Here is a 20433-nt window from a genome sequence, read left to right as displayed (position 1 = left end):
AACTTGTTGTTTAATTTACTTTAGCGGTAATAATTACAATTCTATTATCATCCAGATCAGTAGTAAAAAATAAGTACACACTACCACCATCTTTAATATTGAATTTTTTTCGAATCTGTTGAACCGTTTCTGGGAAGTTACGAGTTGTAATATTTGCTTTAGAAATACTGTGTCTTTTTAGCGCTTTTTTATTGTATGGTACGATATTTTCAATTTTAAAGACTCTTCCAGGAAAATCAATTAGAGAATCACTTGTATATAAATGTGAATGCTTATGAAGTTTATATACATTAAGCCGATTACTTATAGTATGAAAAGCTCCCGCCTTTAAAATAGCACTATTGGGTTCATATAAATAGGAGAGTGGTTGGTGGTATTTTGATTCTGAAGTTTTTTCAGTTTCTATTGAAAATTTAAAGACCGCTTTCGATTCCTTTTTAATATTTACAGTATTGATACTTATATCGCCTTCAAAACCATGTTCTAATATCCAGAGCAATTCTTTTACGTCATTGTTTACAGCAACAATATGAATTGTTTTTACATGCTTTAATTCATTAATACCAACAGATAAATCCAGTAAAGGAGATGTTTTAATCATAACGTTTTTTGAATGATTAAAAAACAAATCGATATGCTCTGGAACGTTAGGGAGACAATCATTTAAAAAGAAGACCTTTCTCTTACTATCATGTCTTCTGGAAGGGTCAATATAAATCCAATTAAATTGCTTTCTCGAAGTTTTTAAATAGTTAATGCCATCTATGTTTTTGGTTTCAATATTATTGACCTCTAGTTGTTTGTAATTATGACTTACAATGCCTGATAAGCTTTCATTGATTTCGCAATGCATCACTGTTTTAAATACCTTTGAAAAATAATAACAATCTATTCCAAAGCCACCTGTTAAATCTATAACGTTATCACCATTAATCGAACTAGCTTTATATTGAGCCGTTATTTCAGAAGATGTTTGTTCAATATTTAACTTATTTGGATAATATATATTTTTACAATAAAACCATGTTGGCAACTTCTTTTCGCAGCGCTTTTTCGCCTCAATTTGTTCTATAAGAGCTTTGATTTCAACATCAGGGAATGACGTACCTTTGAGTAGTAATGACATGACATCAGAATTTAAATGGCTATGTATAAACTCTTGAATTTCAGTATTTAAAATTAAGGTATTCAAAAAAATAATATTATAAATCTTTTGTGAGTTTCTTTACAATTTTGTTTTCAGATAAAAACTCTTTTAAGATTACTTTTATCGCTGTGTATGCAGGAACAGCAATAATTAATCCAATAACCCCGAATAAGATCCCAGTAGTTAAAATCACCAAAAATATTTCTAGTGGATGGGATTTTACGCTTTTTGAAAATATAACTGGCTGACTGCCAAAATTATCAACTAACTGCCCAATGGCAAATACAATAAATACCCAAAATGTTTTGGGTAAAATAACCTCGCTAAAACTCTCTCCAAGGTTACTTGTCATTGTTAATATTATCATTAATAAAGCGCCAACTAAAGGTCCAACATAGGGAATTAAATTTAATAAGGCACACAGAAACGCTATAACGATAGGGTTTTCAACACCAATAATAAGCAAGCCAATGGTATAGATAATAAACAGGATTAATATTTGGAAAATGAGTCCTACAAAGTATCTAGAAAGTAAATCTTTAATTTTGGTTGATGAGTTTTTCCAACGAGATTCCTTATTTTCTGGTATAAAGGTTAGAAGACCATTTTCAAATAATCGACTATCTTTTAGAAAGAAAAACGATATAAAAAGCACAGAAAACAGTCCTATACTAAAGCTACCTAAGCCACTTACAACAGAGTTTAAGAAATCAGGAATCAGTGAATAATCTATTTTAGATAACAAATTAGATTCCTTAATGGACTGCTCTAAATCTATTTGATGTAAATCGAAATAATTAATAATTTCTACATATAAGTTCTCTATATTAATCTGTAACTCATCAATGTTTAATAATGATAAATTTTGTCCTTGCTTTATAACCAAAGGAATAAATAAACCAACTAAGCCTAAAAACAACCCTAAAAGAACGACCATGGTAACTATTACAGCAATGGTATTTTTGAACTTTAATCGACGTTCTAAAAATAACACAATTGGTCTTCCTATTAATGAAATCACCACTGCAATCGCAACATAGCCAATAACCGATTGTATTTGATATAAAAAGTAAAGAACTAAAGCAATACCCAAAATAATGGCTAAAGCTTTTAAAATACCATTAGAAATTGTGTTAGAATTCAATTGAATTAATTTAGAATAGTAAATCTAGTCATTTCGAACCAAAGAGAGAAATCGGATACACTAATTTTATTTAGTTACCCACTTTATTCTGGTGTGATTTATAATAATTGCTTCGTTATTTCATATAAAACAATGTTAGTTGCTTGTACCACATTCATACTGCTATTTTGCCCAAACATATCTATATGAATAACAGCGTCAGACATATTCAAAATAATATCAGATACTCCAAAATTCTCATCACCAATAACCAAAGCAATAGGTTTTTTTACAGAAAATTTGAAATTATGAATAGGCTTGCTAGTATCTGTAATTTCTAATGAAATAATTTGATAGCCATTATTTTTTAAAGTTTCAATGACTTCTGGAGCAGATTGAGCAATTTCATAATCAACAGATTTTTCGGTAGCCCGTGAAGTTTTTGTCATTTTTCTTCCAAGCGTAATATGGTTTCCACAAAGTATAAGCTTTTCAACCCCAAAAGCATCAGAAACTCTAAACAAACTACCAATATTAGGAGCATTAGTAACATTATCACAAACTAAAGTAATAGGGAAGGAGCGCTTTGAAAAGTTTGTGTTGTAGTGAGTTAGTTGCATTTTTGAGTATTCAGTATTCAGTATTCAGTATTCAGTATTCAGTCTCAGTTTTTCTTTGCGCCTTTGCGTCTTTGCGAGAAATAGGCTTAATTTTCAAAAGCATATTTAACAATATTAGCCCCCATTTTAAGCGCTTTTTCTCTAACATCAGCTGGATCATTATGTACCTCCGTATCCTCCCAGCCATCACCTAAATCACTTTCATAAGTAAACAACAATACCAATCGGTCATCCTGAAAAATACCAAAAGCCTGTGGACGTTTTCCATCATGCTCATGAATTTTAGGTAAGCCCTGTGAGAATTTATAAGGCGTATTAAATATTTTATGACTTGTAGAAAGTTCAATTAAATCTTTATCAGGAAATACCTTTTTAAGTTCTTTAGTTATAAAAGGTTCCATGCCGTAATTGTCATCTATATGCAAAAAACCGCCAGATATGAGATAGTTTCTTAGATTTTCGGCATCCGTTTCGCTAAAAAATACATTACCGTGCCCAGTCATATGTAATAAAGGGTATTGAAAAATATCGGTACTACCAACTTCAACAGTTTGTGGTTTAGGTGTTATTTTAGTGTGTATGTTTTGGTTGCAGAAAGCTATCAAATTAGGTAATGCTGTAGGATTACCATACCAATCACCGCCTCCTTTATATTTTAAAATAGCTAAATCTTGAGCCATGCAGTTACCAGCCATTAAAGAAATACTGATGACGGTAATTTTTGTAAGATTTTTAATTTTCACCCAACTAAGTATCATAAAGTCAAAAATAAAAAGAATTGCTATGCAAAAGATACTTTAACTATAATAATATCATCATTTTTATTTCAACTGGAAAAAGTAGAGACATTTAACCTGCTGTAGTTTTAGAGTTGTTTACTTCACAGGTGTGTTCTAGTTGTCCATCGGCCGATAACTTATTAAATGAAGTTAAAACTAAATATTCTTATGATAAGGTTATTTCATTGTCTTAATTATGTAGATTATTGGAATAAGCACTTTCCGGTTTTGGGAAGTGTTTTTTGTTTTAAATTGTTATTAATTAAACGACACTATTAATCAAAGCCACATTAACCTCATGCACACCATCAAAAGGCATAATATTTACATTATTTCCAAATAACTCGATAGCTCTTTTAGTTTCAATCTTCATGCGTTCTTCGTTTAAATAGGCGTCCTTTGTTCCATAAACTAATGATACTTTAGCTTTTAAAAATTTTAAATCATCAACTACTAATTCTTTAGGGGTAACTCCAGAATGTAATATCAATTGACTACATTGTAATTTTCTTTTAACTACATAACGCATTGCAATACTTACGCCTTGAGAATACCCAAAAACAATTAGTTTCTTATCATTTGGAATGTTTTCAGATTTTAAAACAGCGTCTAAATAGCATAGAACATTTTCGGTTTCTGCTAATGTATTTTCTTTAGTTAACCAACTAGCCCCAACATGTTTAAATTTAGAACCTAAATAATATTTACTACTTGCCTGTGGCGCTATAATATAGTTTTCCTCTGCATTTAACTGTTTAAAATATTTTAAAAAATACCGACTTAAATAGCCCATACCATGATAAACCAGCCAAATATGTTTCGTTTTGCTGGTTAGCGTATTTAAAGTAGAATAAGTATTTGTAGTTTGGTATGATATTGTTTTTTCACTAGAATTCATTTATTAAGCTAGTTTTTACTTTTTGTTTCAAACATTAAAAATAAATCATTCTATACTATTATCTAAGGAAAAAGTTTTAGTTTAAGCAAATCTGATTGTAAATAAATGACCAATTTTACTTTCTAGATTAACTTTTTGAATACAGAACCGCTCTGTGCTTTTATTTTTATTAAATACATGTTGCTTTGAAAGTTTTAAAAATAGAACCTAGTTGTTAAATATAATAGCCATTTTGCCAATAAGTTTATTTAAGCATTTTTGTACTTTTACAATCGCAAATAAAACAAAATCATTCTATGCAATTATCTAAAGAAAAAGTTTTAACTCAAGCAAATGCTGCTTGTAAAAATACTTTAATGGAAACCCTGAATATTGAAGTTGTAGACTATGGGGATAATTTTTTAATAGCTAGAATGCCCGTAACTTCAAGAGTACACCAACCAGACGGGGTATTACATGGCGGAGCAACAGCTGCTTTAGCAGAAAGTGTTGGTAGTTTTGCATCGCATGTTTTTATTGATACTGAAAAATTCTTTGTACGCGGTATAGAAATTACGGCCAATCATTTAAAAAGTGTAAAAGAAGGATTTGTTTATGCTAAAGCTACTTTTTTACATAAAGGTAAGACAACACAATTGTTAGATATACGAGTTACGGATGAAGCAGATAACTTAATTTCAATCTGTAAATTATCTACTATAGCCTTACCAAAAAAAAATAGTTAATGACGTTGGAATTTTTTTTTAAACGTATTGAAACACAATACAACAGTAAATTACCCTTTGTCTCTTATAGAAAACCAAATGAAAATAAGATAAATGCCTTATTGCAAGAAACGAACGATTTACATTTTACAAGTAATTTTACAGAAAAAGGCTTTGTTTTTTCTCCATTTGATGATAAAGAAAAAACAGTTATAATACCTCTTGAGGTTTCTGAAAACATTCAGGTAAATTTTGAACATTATACGGAGTTTGTAAACGAGAAGGAATTAGAAGTAGTTAAAGATCACGACGAAAAGCAACAGCATATTGATCTAATTCAAAAAGGTGTTGAAGCTATTTTAGATAATAAATTTAAAAAAGTAGTTCTATCTAGAGAGGAAACAGTTATAATTTCTGAACCGAATCCAATAACAATTTTTAAAAACCTTTTAAATGCTTATAGATCTGCATTTGTATATTGCTGGTATCACCCAAAAGTAGGAGTGTGGTTGGGAGCTACGCCAGAAACATTAATAAAAATTGAAGGAAATAGGTTTTCTATCATGGCATTAGCAGGCACACAAGATTATAAAGGGACACAAGATGTCGTTTGGCAAAATAAAGAAAAGCAAGAACAGCAATTCGTTACTGATTTTATAATAGATAATTTAAAACCTTCAGTAGAGAGTTTTAAAGTCTCTGACGTAGAAACTGTAAAAGCTGGAAATTTATTGCATTTAAAAACGATAATTTCTGCGCAGTTAAAACCTGAATCTAACTTAAAAGAAATTATTTCTTTATTGCATCCCACACCAGCAGTTTGTGGTTTACCCAAGCCTGAAGCAAAGCAGTTTATTTTAGATAATGAACATTACAAAAGAACATTTTATACAGGCTTTTTAGGTGAGTTAAATATGGAAATCAAATTACAATCAAGGTCTGCAAAACGCAATATTGAAAACCGAGCTTACACTATAAATAAAAAAAGCACACGACTGTACGTAAACTTAAGATGTATGCAATTAAAAGATACGAAAGCGATTATTTATGTAGGAGGAGGTATTACAAAACATTCTAATCCAGAAAAAGAATGGGAGGAAACAGTATCTAAATCTTTAGTAATTAAAAACGTTTTGTAGTTAGGTATTTGTACCTATTTCTTATTTTTGCGCTTAGATTATTACCGCATGATTTATCCAAAAATTCCACTGGCCCAAACCGTTATACAATTATGTAAAGCGAAAGGTGTCAAGCATATAGTTATCTCTCCAGGGAGTAGAAATGCACCATTAACTATTGGTTTTTCTAATGACGATTATTTTAAGTGTTATAGTATTGTAGATGAACGTTGTGCCGCTTTTTTTGCTTTAGGAATAGCCCAACAGTTACAAGAACCAACGGCGGTTGTTTGTACTTCAGGAAGTGCATTGTTAAATTATTACCCAGCAGTTGCCGAAGCGTTTTACAGTGATATTCCCTTAATTATATTGTCGGCAGATAGACCAAAACATTTAATTGGTATTGGCGATGGGCAAACTATTAATCAGAAAAATGTGTTTGAAAATCATGTTCTGTATGCATCAAACTTAAAACTCGATTTAAAAGAAGAAGGTGCTGATAGTGTAGAGGAGCTGCCTATTTTTAAAAGTATGGAGAATAAGGTGGAAACCTTACTGGGATTAAAGAAAACTATTCAGGAATATAACGAAGAAGAGATAGATACGACCATAAATAGGGCACTTCTTGAAAATGGTCCTGTGCATATTAACGTTCCGTTTGATGAACCATTATATGATATGGTAAATGAATTATCAATAAAACCAAAGCCGACTAATCCAGTAGACAAACCATTAGAAATTGATGATAATGTTCTAGGAGATTGTATTAAAGACTGGAACGCTGCTTCTAAAAAAATGATCCTTGTAGGAGTGAATCAACCTAATCAAATAGAAAAGCGTTGGTTAGATAATTTAGCGGCTGATGATAGTGTTATTGTATTTACTGAAACAACATCAAATTTACATCACGATACATTTTTTCCAAGTATAGATAAACTAATAGCTCCATTAAAAAGTGAAGATTTTAGAAAATTACAACCAGATATTTTACTCACATTTGGTGGACTGATTGTTTCTAAAAAAGTAAAGGCATTTTTAAGAAAATATAGACCGCAGCAGCACTGGCATATAGATTTAAAGAAAGCAAACGATACTTTTTTTAGCTTAAATAATTTTGTAAAGACAACACCAAATTATTTCTTCTCTAAATTTTTACCCCAAACACAATCATTAAAAAGTGATTATAATTCGTATTGGAAGCACCTAGAGGCATCGAGACTTGCTAAACATGATGACTATTTAAACAGCATAGACTTTAGTGATTTAAAAGCTTTTGATGTTATATTGAGCAACATCCCTAATGATACTATTTTGCAGTTAGGAAACAGTTCCACCGTGCGCTATGCACAATTATTTGACTTGAATAAAACATTAAAAGTATTTTGTAATCGAGGCACTAGCGGTATTGATGGATGTACATCCACAGCCATTGGTTGCGCTGTAGTAAATAAAAAACAAACTACCTTAATAACAGGCGATTTAAGTTTTATTTATGATAGTAATGCCATGTGGAATAATTACATTCCTAGTAATTTTAGAGTTATTGTTATTAATAATCAGGGAGGAGGTATTTTTAGAATTCTTCCAGGTCATAAAAACACTGAAAATTTCGACACATATTTTGAAACCAATCATCACTTAACTGCAGAACATTTGTGTAATATGTATGGTTTTAAATATGAATCTGTTTTGGATGAAGCGTCATTAAAGTCATCATTAAATTCATTTTATTCTGAAGGAGATCAACCTAAATTATTAGAAATTTTTACACCAAAAAACCTAAATGACGAAGTACTTTTAAACTATTTTAAATTTATTGGTTAGAATAATGTGTAACATTATTTTATTCTTTGAGTCTAAAAATAGTTATCTTTAATTATGAATACAGTATTTTAAAAACACACAAAATATATCATTATGAGTAAAAGAGACGAGCTTATTGTAAAGTATGCTGCAGATTTAAAAGACAAATTCGGGGTTCATGTAGATATGGATTTACTAACTAAAATAACTATTGGTTGTGGTCCATCAATATACAATGCAGATTCTTCAACAGTTTCTGGTTCTGACTCGTCAGAACTTGCTACAGTAAAAAATAATTTTTTAATTAAGAAGTTAGGATTAAAAGATAGTACCGATTTAGATATCGGCATTACTACTATAATGGATAAGTATGGACAATCTAATCGCAATAAATATAGAGTCGTTGTATATTATTTATTAACAAAGCATTTTAAAAAAGAATCAGCTTACTAGCGGAACTATTTTATATTGATATCATAAACGTTACAATTGTTGTGGCGTTTTTTTTGTATAATATGCACATACTTAATTTGGAAATCGTTTAAATTCAAATAAAAATACTCAGTCTAATATCATTACCTTTGCCACATGATACATTTAGGACAGATAAATACATTAGAAATACTTCGTGAAACAGATCATGGAGTGTATTTAATTGATGATGATGATAATGAAGTTTTATTACCAAATAGATACGTCCCAGAGGCTTTTAAAATTTGGGATAAGCTAGAGGTATTTGTGTATTTGGATAATGAAGAGCGCCCTGTCGCTACCACAGACATGCCATATATTAAGCGTGATGATTTTGCTTTATTACGTTGTAACCAGATAACTGATTATGGAGCTTTTTTAGATTGGGGATTGGTTAAAGAATTATTTTGTCCGTTTAAAGAACAAGCCTTTAAAATGAAACCAGGTGGATGGTATTTGGTGCATTGTTATTTAGATGAAAAAACCGATAGGTTGGTGGCATCAAGTAAAACGAATCGGTTTTTAAATAATAAAGAATTAACCGTAAAGGTATTTGATGAGGTTGATTTAATAGTATCTCACCCATCAGACATAGGAATGAATGTTATAGTAAATAAAATACATTCTGGACTTATTTATAAAGATGCTATTTTTTCAGACCTTAGTGTTGGAGATAAATTAAAAGGTATAGTTAAGAAAATCCGTCCAGGAAATAAGTTAGATATTGCTTTAGGACAAATAGGATATAGAAATATTGAGCCTAATGCAGAACGCATTCTGAATGAACTTCATGATAATAGTGGTTATTTAAAATTGACAGATAAATCAAGTCCGGAAGTTATTAAGGAAACACTTCAAATGAGTAAGAAAAATTTCAAAAAAGCCGTTGGCACTTTATATAAACAACGACAGATTGAAATAAAATCAGATGGTATTTATTTAGTGTAAAGAAAAGAAAGTAAAACATCATTTTTTGCTTTATTTATAGCTGTTTTAGTAGCAAATAGTATTTTTTTATTAACTAAAACGTTATAGTTTAACAACTATAATTAAAATAAGATAAATGCTTATAGATATGTGCATTTTGTTTACTAATTTTACCTGTAAATAATAAATTTTGATGGGAAAAGCAATGAAAAAACTAGCCGTTTTGACTTCCGGAGGAGATTCTCCAGGAATGAATGCAGCTATTCGTTCAGTAGTTAGAACATGTGCTTACCATGAGGTGGAATGTGTAGGCGTTTATCGTGGTTACGAAGGTTTGATTGAAGGTGATTTTAAGGCTATGGATGCTCGTAGCGTAAGAGGGATTATAAACAAAGGAGGAACCATATTAAAATCTGCACGATCAAAAGAATTTAGAACAGAAGAAGGACGAAAAATAGCATACAAGCAATTAATTGATGCCCACATTGATGGATTAGTTGTTGTTGGTGGTGATGGTTCTTTTACAGGAGCTCTTATTTTTAATCAGGAATTTGGTTTTCCAGTAATGGGAATTCCTGGTACGATCGATAATGATATTTATGGAACTTCTCATACTTTAGGATTCGATACAGCTTTAAATACAGTAGTCGATGCTATAGATAAGATTCGTGATACAGCGAGTTCTCATAACAGACTATTCTTTATTGAAGTGATGGGACGCGATGTAGGGCATATAGCTTTAAACGTAGGTATAGCAGGTGGTGCTGAAGAAATCTTGATCCCAGAAGAAGACTTAGGATTAGATAGATTAGTAGAATCGCTGAATAAAAGTAGAAAATCGGGTAAGACTTCAAGCATTGTTATAGTTGCAGAAGGTGATAAAATTGGTAAAAACATATTCGAATTAAAAGACTATGTAGATGAAAACATGGAAGGTTACGATGTGCGTGTATCAGTTTTAGGTCATATGCAACGTGGAGGAGCACCATCATGTTTCGACCGTGTTTTAGCCAGTAGAATGGGAGTAAAGGCGGTAGAGTCTTTATTAGAAGGAGAAACTAATTATATGGTAGGGTTATTAGATAATAAAGTAGAATTAACACCATTAGAAAAAGCCATAAAAGGAAAGTCAAAAATTAACTTAGAATTATTGCGTGTATCAGACATTATGAGCACTTAACATTTATAAATAAGATTATGTCAAAATTAAAATTAGGAATTAACGGATTTGGAAGAATTGGAAGAATTGCTTTCAGAGTAGCAGCTTCTAGACCAGATATTGAAGTAGTTGGAATAAACGATTTACTAGATGTTGACCATTTAGCATATTTATTAAAATACGATTCTGTTCACGGGCAGTTTGATGGAACTATAGACACTAATAACGGTAACTTAGTAGTAAACGGAAAAGAAATAAGAATTACTGCAGAGCGTAACCCTGAAGATTTAAAATGGGATACCGTTGGGGCGGAAGTTGTTTTAGATTGTACAGGGATCTTCACAACTTTAGAAGGTGCTCAAAAACACATTACTGCCGGAGCTAAAAAAGTAGCTATTTCTGCACCATCTGCAGATGCTCCAATGTTTGTAATGGGAGTTAACCATAACGAAATTACTGCAAATGATACTATTGTATCTAATGCATCTTGTACAACTAACTGTTTAGCACCTTTAGCAAAAGTAATTAACGATAAATTTGGTATCGCAGAAGGCTTAATGACTACAGTTCATGCTGCTACTGCAACACAATTTACAGTTGATGGACCTTCAAGAAAAGATTACAGATTAGGTAGAGCATCTTTAAACAATATAGTGCCAGCATCTACAGGAGCTGCAAAAGCAGTAGGAAAGGTAATCCCAGAATTAAATGGAAAATTAACAGGTATGGCTTTTAGAGTACCGACTGTTGATGTATCTGTAGTAGATTTAACATGTCGTTTGGAAAAGAAAGCATCTTTTGATGAAGTTAAGGCAGCTTTAAAAGAAGCTTCAGAAAATGAATTAAATGGTATTTTAGGATATACTGAAGAAGGTGTTGTATCTCAAGATTTTGTATCAGAACCAAAAACAAGTACATTCGATGCAAACGCAAGTATGGCATTAAATGATAACTTTATTAAATTGGTATCTTGGTATGATAATGAGTATGGTTATTCAACTAAATTAGTTGACTTAGCTCAGCATATTGGTTCAATATAAATTATTAATTTAGTCCACAGAATCACTTTATTAATAATAAGGTGATTCTGTGGACTCTTTTTATTTAAAAACTTATGATTTTAATTGTTGATAGTGGTTCTACAAAATCTGATTGGATAGCAGTAGACGGTAATGGAAATCAATTACTAGAAAAGATACGCACTAAAGGGCTCAACCCTGCTATTTTGGAAGAGAAGAAACTTAAAAAGATAATTAAATCAAATAGTTTATTAAAAGAACATAAGAATAATGTCACTCATATTTTCTTTTACGGAGCTGGTTGTGGTACAGAAAAACCTGTTGAACTTTTAAAAGGCGTATTACAAAGTATATTTATTAATGCTCATATAGAAGTTAATGAAGATACTATGGCGGCGGTTTATTCTACAATTAACCACGACAAGGAAGCTGCCGTAGTTTGCATTTTGGGAACAGGATCCAATTGTAGTTACTATGATGGTGAGCAACTAGAGCAACGTGTTACCTCTTTAGGATATTCTGTTATGGATGATGCTTCAGGTAATTATTATGGACGTCAACTCATTAGAGATTATTACTTTAACCATATGCCAGAAGATGTTAAAATTGCTTTTGGTAGCAAATTTAACATGGAGTCCGATTATATTAAATATAATCTATATAAACAGCCTAACCCTAATGCATATTTAGCCAACTTTGCTGAATTTATGTTTTTACATAAAGATTCAGAATATACAATAAACCTTATAAAGAAAGGCATACGATTATTTGCTACTAATATGATTATGCAATATAAGGAAGAACTAAAAACGGCACCCGTTCATTTTGCGGGATCTATAGCGTACTTTTCTCAAGATGAAATAAAAGAAGTAGCCCAGGAGATGGGATTCACTGTCGGTAATTTTGAAAGAAGACCTATTGAAGGTTTGGTATCTTTTCATACTAAAAATTTATAAGCTTTATTATTTTTTGCGAAACCTTTTTTATGATATATCATCTTAGATAAAAAATCATAAAATGCGGATGACTAAAAGGATATTTTTTCTTATTACTGTATGTTCATTGTTTTTATTGTAAAAAATGATGAATTTCCTCTACATGTAAAAGTTTAATTAGGAAGTAGATAATACCTGTAGTCCCCATTATACGCGTCATAATTAAAGATATTATTGAAATATAAAATACTGACTTTTGTATTTTAATAAAGAGAATTAATATCAGTCTACAATCAGAAGATCAGGTATAGAATTTAGAGAAATAAAAATAAAGGAATTATAAAGTTTGATATAATTTGAATAAGTTTGTTGAAACTTACTAATAAATGAGCTTTTTCTCACAGTTTTTTAAATCTATAAAAAAAAGAAGGATACTATCTTTCTTTATTTTTGTTTCTATCCTCACAATCTTGTTAGGAGGTTATTTATTTCTTGAAAAGAAAATTGATTTAGAAACGATAGCGCTATTCTTATTTTTTTTAACGATAGCTCAGGTTTTTGTACTACAGTATTTTTTTAAGAATCAATTAAAAAATGATACTAGGCAATCAAATTTGAATTTACGAATTAATGAGTTGAAAACGAGTTTGAAGGAATCTGATAGAATGATTGAACACAAATCAATCTATTTGTCAAACATGAGTTATGAAGTTCGAACACCTCTTAGTACTGTTTTGGGGATGCTGAATATGTTAAAGCAAACAAATCTTGATAGTGACCAAAAAGCACAGGTTGAAATTGCAGAATATTCTTCAAAGCATCTATTGCAATTAGTAAATATGGTAACTGATAATGCAGATGTGAAAATAGAAAGCCTTCAATTAAATTTATTGGCGATAGATTTAAAATCGGACTTATTTCATCTTTTTAAAGTTTTTGAATATCAAGCATGGGAAAAAGGTTTAGAATTCGATTTTAAGTTTTTATATGAAGAAAAAGACACATTTTCTGTTTTAGGAGATTCGGCTAGGATTCAGCAAGTATTAATAAATCTGATTAATAATGCTATAAAATTTACAAATTCTGGTAAGATATCAATTATAGTTGATCAAACGGTTAGTATTGATGAAGATCAAATAGTTACGTTTTATATTAAAGATACGGGTGTAGGCATGAGGCAAGAAGAAATTAAACGCATTTTCAATAACGCTTCAAGCCCATATGATGCATCTATGATGCGGTATTATAAAGGAGGGGGAATTGGACTTTCCATTTCACATCAATTAGTAAAATTAATGGGTGGTGATTTAAAATTAGAAAGTAAAGAAAATGAAGGATCTACTTTCTACTTTAGCTTACAGTTAAAAAAGACATTGAATATAAAAACAGAGAATACCGAGCAACAACCAATCCTTTTAGATAAATTTAGTGTTTTAGTTGCAGAAGATAACCGGATGAATCAAAAAGTAATTAAATTTTTACTGGAGCGCCAAGGAGCCGATTGTACATTTGCAAAAAACGGTATTGAAGCTGTAGATTTATATAAAATTTTAGATTTCGATATGGTTTTTATGGACATTTATATGCCAGATATGGATGGTTATCAGGCAACTAAAGCTATTCAAGAGACTGAAAAATATATTAAAAATAATACACCTATAATTGCTGTTTCTGCAAGTGCTTTTGAAGAAGACATTAATCACGCAAAATCAGCAGGAATTGATGAGTTTTTGGCAAAACCAATAGAAACAGATAGACTAAAGGAGTTATTAGTTAAATACTCTAAGAAAAATTCTTCGACTTAAGATGTTTTAATCGAAAAGAACTCCCCGCAGAGCCTCGGGTCAGCCTGCCATGCCTATGACTTGGTAAACTGGCAAAAGCAGGATTTCCGTTGAAATTGTCATTCTCGTAAACTTGCCTTATCGATAGCTAAGTATACCGAAAATGTTAACACCTTTTGAACAGGTCGTTCTCACCTAAATAGATGATTATAAGATTAAAAAAAGGGTTTAAGCTGCTCGTTAAGAAATGACCATCAGGCAATCCCCGACCCTTCGTAAGAATAAAGTACAAAAGCTTCAAAAGCCAGGAGCGTAGTATAGGATGTCGCATTGGCGCGACGTCGAAGTTTTGTGCTTGGTTCTTCTCAAGCGTAAGCTAAGAGAAGAAATTCCTATCGAAGGGGCGTCTTTTCTTTTGTTACTTTTCTTTGGACGCGCAAAGAAAAGTAAATAATAAATAAAACGTAAACCTTTACTTAACAGCAATCATGCTAATTTCTACATTAACATCTTTAGGAAGTCTGGCAACTTGTACAGTTTCTCGAGCTGGAGCAGTTTCATCATTAAAATAACTGCCATAAACCTCGTTAATTTGAGTAAAATTGTCCATATTACTAATAAAAATAGATGTTTTAATAACATGCTCAAAAGTCATATCTGCCGCTTCTAAAACTGCTTTTAAATTTTGCATGACTTGATCCGTTTCAGTTTTTATGTCATCCAAAATAAGCACTCCTGTTTCTGGGTTTAAGGCAATTTGTCCCGAAGTATATAATGTATTGCCACTTAACACAGCTTGATTATAAGGGCCAATAGGAGCAGGGGCTTTAGGTGTAGTAATTATCTTTTTCATAAAAAATATATTTTTCATTTCCGCAAAGCGGAAATCTTATAATAATTTATTTAAACTTAATATCTAGAGTTGAATATCTGGCTGTCTACGTTTTTCATATTTTAAATCTTGTAAAATACTTGATTTAATACCAATAAAGAAATTCCAAGAACTTCTTGAACTAAAAGGAACCCAACTAAAGTTCATGCGCCAACTTAGTAAATCACGCTCAAAACGCAGTTGTGTATAAGTAAACCCAGCATTTTTTAAATCATAACCCGATGAAGCTCCAATAGACCATTTGGGTGATAACTCTAATTCTCCGGAAAACATAAGAGAATGCGAGGAAATTTCATTTTGGCGTCTGGAATTTGAATAGTTTACGGCATATGCTATACGCAAATTCCAAGGAATTTTATAATTATAGTGCTCGCTTGGGGGTTCTTCTTTATCACCATCCTTTTTACTATCGATCTGTTGGTTAGCAAAATCTTCAGAAACGCCAAACAGATCATCAGCACGGCCACCGCTTCGCAAATTCTCTTCAAGATTTTTATCTTTTTCTTTGCCCCCTTTTTTACTAGATATAGACCAACCAGTAGTTAGGTTTGCACTTGTTAGCCTAAAAAGGCTACCGCCATTGTCAATATTAAATTTGTCAATTTTATTGTTATTGTTGTCCAGTGCGTAAGGGTCAAAAGTGGCACCAAAATTCACATTCATCTTGCCATCAAATAGCTGTGTACCACCACTCATTCTAACTGGACTCCATTGCAACGAATCACCAGCAAAATTATAAGAAGTAGAAAAATTCAGGTTATTTAATAAAACCACTTTTTTTGGTTCTGTGGCTGTACTATCCTTATCACGAACTTTGGCTTCTAGATTGTTAGATAGGGATAAGCCCATAGAACTCGAGAAGTTTTTATTAGGTGTTCCAAAAATAGATGCCTGCTGAAAACGCGTATACTCTAAATTCACATTATCTAAAATAACATCCAATTCTCCTTCAGTCAAGCCATCAGCATTTACAACTTCGGCATTTTCATAATATTTGTCAAAAGCAGGATTTATATTATAGCTGACAGAAGGTCTAACAACGTGTCTAATAGCTTTTATTTTTCGATCTTTACCTTCTTTTTCAAAATCAAACATTCCGTAAACAGTTGTACCTATACTAGTACTGAAATTGTAAGTTCTAAAAGCATCAAACTTTTTAATGGTATCGTTTACAAAATTACGTTCCTCAACATCATAAGTTTTATCAATAGTCTTAAAAGTCCAGACTTCATTATAATTAGTAGAAGCACTAAGGCTGAAATACTTGAATATTTTAAAATTTGTACTTAATGGAATAGAATGTTGAAAACCAGCACTTGCATCTTCAAACATTTCTTTTTTAAAGAAAAATTCATCAGTTGTTTGAATTCTATTTTCTCCCCTTATATTGTACTGCAAGTTCATATTTTGAATAATCCCTTTTTTAGATCCGGATTTTGAAGCAAAAGGGTATATTCTGCCAACACTCCCTTGAAATGTAGGAAGCGTCATGTTTATTACTTCAGTATTTGTGTTTTGCGAATGTGTTGCCGTTAAACTAAAATTCACCTGAGGCTCTCCTTGAAATGTTTTAGAGTACGACACAGACGATGATAATGTATTATTTAAAAAGGCTCCGGTATTAATTTGATTTACCGAAGAACGATAATAGGTACTACTCCCTAAGTTAACCGAAGCAGAGAATCGTGAGTTAGGATTTGCTTTAGCATCTTGGCTATGGGACCAACGTATATTATAAATAGTACTTTTAGAATAGTCAGGAAAACCACGTTCGCTATTAATTATGTTTTCGTATCTAAAACCTAAATTACCTCTAAATTTATAACGTTTAGAGTATGTGCTTTCCAAGCGCGTACCATAACTGCCATTGGTATAATAATCGCCTATAACCGCTAAATCTACATAATCACTAATGGCAAAGTAATACCCGCCATTTTGTAAAAAGAACCCACGGTCATTTTGCTCACCGAAAGTTGGTATTATAATTCCAGATGTGTGTGTTTCAGTTTGTGGAAAAAAAGCAAATGGAACTCCAATAGGAGTAGGGACATCATATATAAATAAATTGGCTAATCCCGTAACTATTTTTTTACCAGGAACAATTTTTGCCTTTCGAAGCTTTATATAATACTCGGGGTCTTCAAGATCTTCAGCAGTTGTATATTTAGCATTTTTTAAGAAGTAAACAGAATCATTCTCCTTCTTTGTAATTTGAGCAATTACCGTCCCTTCACCTTGTTCCGTTTTAGAATTAAATATAAGAGCCTTTTTTGTTTCAGTATTAAAAATAATTGAATCGGGCTCTACGACATTATTTCCATGGGTAAAAACGGGTTTTTGAGTATACCCTTCAATAGAATCTGTTATTCCTTTTGCATATACTGTATTTTTAGTATAATCAATAACAATATTACCAGAAGTAATATTCATATCTCCATAGTCAATCTTGGCATTATTGTATAAGTAGAGTTTTTGTTTTTTTTGATTGAATTTTGTGTAATCATCTGCATGATAAGTAACTATGTGCTCTAAAAGTTCTTTTTTAGGTGCGACAGAATCTGTTAATGTAGAATCTTGAGCTTTTTCAGAAGTTTCAGGAATAAGTAGACTGTCAGTCTTAACAACCACACTATCCTTAATACTTCGGTTGATGGTTTTACCCTTTTTTGGAATATCTTGAGCAAAGCTTAACGTGTTAATAAACACTGTAAAACTTAGTGCAAAAAGTATTTTAAAGTTGTTTGTATGCAACGCTTTTAAATGTATTTTTGTAAAAGTATGGCTCGGTTTTTGAAAAGCCAAAATTACATATATTTTTCTGTGATTGATTTAATAATCAATTAAAAATTTAAAATTAAAATAAACTGAGTTTTTTAATCGATGAAGCCTTCATTGGTATCCTTGTTAAAACAATAATAATTATTATTAGGTTGTTGCATGTTTTTGATTAAAATTAATTATATATACCACATGAAAACGCACAGAGTATTACTTTTCGTATCCTTTATAATAGTATTAACATTTTCGTCATTTAAAAAAGGTGAGGATTTTGGTAATGGAAAGTTTGTTGTTGTTTTGGATGCGGGTCATGGTGGACATGATCCAGGTAATTTAGGTAATGGTTATAAAGAAAAGGATATTGCCTTAAAAATTGTTTTAGAAGTAGGGAGGCAACTTGAGAAAAATCCTGATATTAAAGTAATCTATACACGAAAGAAAGATGTGTTTATTGATTTGTTTGTTAGGGGACAGATAGCAAATAAAGCTAATGCAGATTTATTCGTGTCTGTACATTGTAATTCGCATAAATCCCAAGCCCACGGAACAGAAACATTTGTGTTAGGAACACATAGAAACGAAACAAATTTTGAAGTTGCAAAAAAGGAGAATTCGGTAATTTTTCTTGAAAATGACTATGAAAAAAATTATGCAGGCTTCGATCCTAATTCACCGGAATCTGTTATGAGTATTTTACTAAGTCAAGAAGAATACCTAGATCAAAGTATTATGCTGGCAAGCTTAATACAGGATAAATTTACGCATTCATTAAAACGTAAAAACAGAGGTGTTAAACAGGCTGGATTTATTGTTTTGCATCAAACTGTCATGCCAAGTGTTTTAGTTGAAACAGGCTTTCTATCATATAGAAAAGAAGGGGCTTATTTAAATTCAAAAAAAGGACAACAACAAATGTCTAGTTCTATAGTTAAGGCTATTTTAGAATATAAAAACAGCTTAGATAAAAATGTGAACGATTATTCTATTGTAAATGATACTACAAAACCTGTTGAATTGATAACAGGCGATATCATTTTTAAAGTTCAGATTGCGGCAGGTGCCAACCCCCTTGAAACAAAGCCCTATAACTTTAAGGGATTAGAAGGTGTTTCTCGTTTAAAGGATGGGAATGTTTATAAATATTTTTATGGAGCTTCGTCCAATTATGATAAAATAAAAGGCTTGGAAGCAGAAGCTGCAAAAAAAGGATATACTTCTAGTTTTATAGTAGCTTTTAAAAACGGAAAAAAGATAGCATTAGTTGACGCTTTAAAAACAGCTACCAATTAAGCGGTTTCTTTCAAATTTATTTTAAATTTGTTTTCTAATACATTTTAGTTTGAAAATATCAAAAGAAGTTAAAACAGGCATTTTATTAATATTAGGAATCATCCTATTTATTTTTGGATTTAATTATTTAAAAGGTCAAAATCTATTCGATTCTAATAATGTTTATTACACCGAGTTTGATTATAATGCCTTAAACCAATCGTCTGTAGTCACAGTTCGAGGTAACCCTGTAGGGAAAGTTAAAGACATTACTTATGACTTTAAAACAGGAAAAACCAGAGTATCATTTTTTGTAAATGAAGAGTTGAAGTTTTCTAAAAATAGTGTCGTTAGACTTTATGAAACTAGTTTAATGGGAGGGAATGCCATAGCCATAGTATTAGCTAAAGATGGGGACATTGCAAAATCGGGTGATGTTTTAAAATCTGAGGTAGAAGCAGGCTTAGTATCTAGTCTTTCCAAAAACTTTTCAGGAATTAGCAGTGAGTTAAATTCTACATTAAGAGCTACAGATACACTATTTACTAGTTTAGATGAATTTATTAATGATAATTCTGAAGCAGGATTAAAAAGCACTATCAAAGAATTAAACGAAACTTTAAAATCCTTTAAAACAACCTCTAATACAGTTAATAGTGTGCTTTCTAAAAATGATAAGAATTTAGCTAGTATTCTTGAAAAATTTAAAACAACCAGTGAAGGCTTGGCTGCTTTAAGTACCGAATTAAAAAATGCTAATATAGGTACGACTGTAGAGACTTTAAATAAAACGCTTAACAATTTAAACGGTATGTTAGCAGCTCTTAATAAAGGAGAAGGCTCTATGGGAAAACTTCTTAAAGATGAAACCTTATACAATAATTTAGAAGGAGCAACTAAAGAAATGGAAGCGTTGTTAAAAGATATCAAACTACACCCGAAGCGTTATTTCAGGATTTTATCAAAAAAAGAAATTCCATATAAAGAGGAAGAAACTAAATAAGCCA

Annotated in this window: 19 protein-coding genes; 12 read left to right on the top strand and 7 right to left on the bottom strand. The window is 31.2% G+C overall.

What is annotated here, in order from left to right:
* Positions 1–10: 10 nt before the first annotated feature.
* The 4 genes from EM932_RS16000 to EM932_RS15985 all read right to left on the bottom strand — a co-directional run bounded on the left by EM932_RS16000 (position 11) and on the right by EM932_RS15985 (position 3585).
* Positions 11–1192, bottom strand: a complete 1182-nt coding sequence (locus EM932_RS16000) for a THUMP-like domain-containing protein (RefSeq protein ID WP_135878211.1) — start codon at positions 1190–1192, stop codon at positions 11–13.
* A 10-nt stretch (positions 1193–1202) separates the two neighbouring features.
* On the bottom strand, positions 1203–2291 hold the full coding sequence (locus EM932_RS15995; protein ID WP_135878210.1) for an AI-2E family transporter: 1089 nt from the start codon (positions 2289–2291) through the stop codon (positions 1203–1205).
* 98 nt (positions 2292–2389) lie between these two features.
* Positions 2390–2890, bottom strand: a complete 501-nt coding sequence (locus tag EM932_RS15990) for a TrmH family RNA methyltransferase (protein WP_135878209.1) — start codon at positions 2888–2890, stop codon at positions 2390–2392.
* An 86-nt stretch (positions 2891–2976) separates the two neighbouring features.
* Positions 2977–3585, bottom strand: a complete 609-nt coding sequence (locus EM932_RS15985; RefSeq protein WP_135878244.1) for a DUF4159 domain-containing protein — start codon at positions 3583–3585, stop codon at positions 2977–2979.
* Between the two features lie 176 nt (positions 3586–3761).
* On the opposite strand from EM932_RS15985, the gene EM932_RS21440 reads away from it, so the two are divergent.
* Entirely contained in the window at positions 3762–3863 is a 102-nt protein-coding gene (locus tag EM932_RS21440; protein WP_211344301.1) for a hypothetical protein, read from the top strand.
* A 68-nt stretch (positions 3864–3931) separates the two neighbouring features.
* On the opposite strand, the gene EM932_RS15975 is transcribed toward EM932_RS21440, so the two are convergent.
* Positions 3932–4567 carry an alpha/beta hydrolase gene (locus EM932_RS15975; RefSeq protein ID WP_135878208.1) on the bottom strand — a complete coding sequence of 212 codons (636 nt, stop codon included), beginning with the start codon at positions 4565–4567 and terminating at the stop codon, positions 3932–3934.
* Positions 4568–4863: 296 nt separating this feature from the next.
* Here EM932_RS15975 and EM932_RS15970 point away from each other — a divergent pair, with 296 nt between their 5' ends.
* From EM932_RS15970 to EM932_RS15930, 9 genes are all read left to right on the top strand, one after another.
* Complete coding sequence (locus tag EM932_RS15970; protein ID WP_135878207.1) at positions 4864–5292, top strand: PaaI family thioesterase; 429 nt, start codon at positions 4864–4866, stop codon at positions 5290–5292.
* Positions 5292–6410 (top strand): chorismate-binding protein, encoded by a 1119-nt coding sequence (locus tag EM932_RS15965; RefSeq protein ID WP_135878206.1) that lies wholly within the window; start codon positions 5292–5294, stop codon positions 6408–6410. Before EM932_RS15970 ends, EM932_RS15965 begins: the two co-directional genes overlap by 1 nt.
* 48 nt (positions 6411–6458) lie before the next feature.
* The gene (gene menD, locus EM932_RS15960; protein WP_135878205.1) at positions 6459–8213 is read left to right on the top strand and encodes a 2-succinyl-5-enolpyruvyl-6-hydroxy-3-cyclohexene-1-carboxylate synthase; all 1755 of its coding nucleotides are present in this window, start codon (positions 6459–6461) and stop codon (positions 8211–8213) included.
* A gap of 93 nt (positions 8214–8306) precedes the next feature.
* Entirely contained in the window at positions 8307–8645 is a 339-nt protein-coding gene (locus tag EM932_RS15955; RefSeq protein WP_135878204.1) for a DUF2853 family protein, read from the top strand.
* Between the two features lie 135 nt (positions 8646–8780).
* Positions 8781–9611: a CvfB family protein gene (locus EM932_RS15950; protein WP_135878203.1), complete on the top strand. Its 831-nt coding sequence runs from the start codon at positions 8781–8783 to the stop codon at positions 9609–9611.
* A gap of 172 nt (positions 9612–9783) precedes the next feature.
* Positions 9784–10770, top strand: coding sequence for a 6-phosphofructokinase (gene pfkA / locus EM932_RS15945; RefSeq protein ID WP_135878202.1), 987 nt, complete (start codon positions 9784–9786; stop codon positions 10768–10770).
* Positions 10771–10787: 17 nt separating this feature from the next.
* Positions 10788–11789 (top strand): type I glyceraldehyde-3-phosphate dehydrogenase, encoded by a 1002-nt coding sequence (gene gap, locus EM932_RS15940; protein WP_135878201.1) that lies wholly within the window; start codon positions 10788–10790, stop codon positions 11787–11789.
* 74 nt (positions 11790–11863) lie between these two features.
* Positions 11864–12724: an N-acetylglucosamine kinase gene (locus EM932_RS15935; RefSeq protein WP_135878200.1), complete on the top strand. Its 861-nt coding sequence runs from the start codon at positions 11864–11866 to the stop codon at positions 12722–12724.
* A 677-nt stretch (positions 12725–13401) separates the two neighbouring features.
* A complete protein-coding gene (locus tag EM932_RS15930; protein WP_170179823.1) occupies positions 13402–14508 on the top strand; it encodes an ATP-binding protein in 1107 nt (368 codons plus the stop codon).
* A gap of 451 nt (positions 14509–14959) precedes the next feature.
* Here the strand turns inward: EM932_RS15930 and EM932_RS15925 are convergent, their stop codons facing one another.
* Positions 14960–15340 carry a RidA family protein gene (locus EM932_RS15925; protein WP_135878198.1) on the bottom strand — a complete coding sequence of 127 codons (381 nt, stop codon included), beginning with the start codon at positions 15338–15340 and terminating at the stop codon, positions 14960–14962.
* Positions 15341–15403: 63 nt separating this feature from the next.
* Entirely contained in the window at positions 15404–18181 is a 2778-nt protein-coding gene (locus EM932_RS15920; RefSeq protein ID WP_135878197.1) for a putative LPS assembly protein LptD, read from the bottom strand.
* Positions 18182–18349: 168 nt separating this feature from the next.
* Between EM932_RS15920 and EM932_RS15915 the strand changes: the two genes are divergently transcribed.
* Entirely contained in the window at positions 18350–19447 is a 1098-nt protein-coding gene (locus tag EM932_RS15915; protein ID WP_135878196.1) for an N-acetylmuramoyl-L-alanine amidase family protein, read from the top strand.
* Between the two features lie 49 nt (positions 19448–19496).
* Positions 19497–20429: an MlaD family protein gene (locus EM932_RS15910; protein WP_135878195.1), complete on the top strand. Its 933-nt coding sequence runs from the start codon at positions 19497–19499 to the stop codon at positions 20427–20429.
* Positions 20430–20433 lie beyond the last annotated feature (4 nt).

Source organism: Flavivirga rizhaonensis (assembly GCF_004791695.1).
Taxonomy (GTDB): Bacteria; Bacteroidota; Bacteroidia; order Flavobacteriales; family Flavobacteriaceae; genus Flavivirga; species Flavivirga rizhaonensis.
The sequence above is the reverse complement of the archived record's forward strand: the minus strand, read 5'-3'. Positions and strand labels throughout refer to the sequence as shown.

Bases quoted from the DNA above. Each gene is read 5' to 3' on its own strand.
- EM932_RS15990 (WP_135878209.1), bottom strand. From the start codon at position 2,890: ATGCAACTAACTCACTACAACACAAACTTTTCAAAGCGCTCCTTCCCT.
- EM932_RS15985 (WP_135878244.1), bottom strand. From the start codon at position 3,585: ATGGCTGGTAACTGCATGGCTCAAGATTTAGCTATTTTAAAATATAAA.
- EM932_RS15975 (WP_135878208.1), bottom strand. From the start codon at position 4,567: ATGAATTCTAGTGAAAAAACAATATCATACCAAACTACAAATACTTAT.
- EM932_RS15970 (WP_135878207.1), top strand. From the start codon at position 4,864: ATGCAATTATCTAAAGAAAAAGTTTTAACTCAAGCAAATGCTGCTTGT.
- EM932_RS15965 (WP_135878206.1), top strand. From the start codon at position 5,292: ATGACGTTGGAATTTTTTTTTAAACGTATTGAAACACAATACAACAGT.
- menD (WP_135878205.1), top strand. From the start codon at position 6,459: ATGATTTATCCAAAAATTCCACTGGCCCAAACCGTTATACAATTATGT.
- EM932_RS15955 (WP_135878204.1), top strand. From the start codon at position 8,307: ATGAGTAAAAGAGACGAGCTTATTGTAAAGTATGCTGCAGATTTAAAA.
- EM932_RS15950 (WP_135878203.1), top strand. From the start codon at position 8,781: ATGATACATTTAGGACAGATAAATACATTAGAAATACTTCGTGAAACA.
- pfkA (WP_135878202.1), top strand. From the start codon at position 9,784: ATGGGAAAAGCAATGAAAAAACTAGCCGTTTTGACTTCCGGAGGAGAT.
- gap (WP_135878201.1), top strand. From the start codon at position 10,788: ATGTCAAAATTAAAATTAGGAATTAACGGATTTGGAAGAATTGGAAGA.
- EM932_RS15935 (WP_135878200.1), top strand. From the start codon at position 11,864: ATGATTTTAATTGTTGATAGTGGTTCTACAAAATCTGATTGGATAGCA.
- EM932_RS15930 (WP_170179823.1), top strand. From the start codon at position 13,402: ATGAGTTATGAAGTTCGAACACCTCTTAGTACTGTTTTGGGGATGCTG.
- EM932_RS15925 (WP_135878198.1), bottom strand. From the start codon at position 15,340: ATGAAAAAGATAATTACTACACCTAAAGCCCCTGCTCCTATTGGCCCT.
- EM932_RS15915 (WP_135878196.1), top strand. From the start codon at position 18,350: ATGAAAACGCACAGAGTATTACTTTTCGTATCCTTTATAATAGTATTA.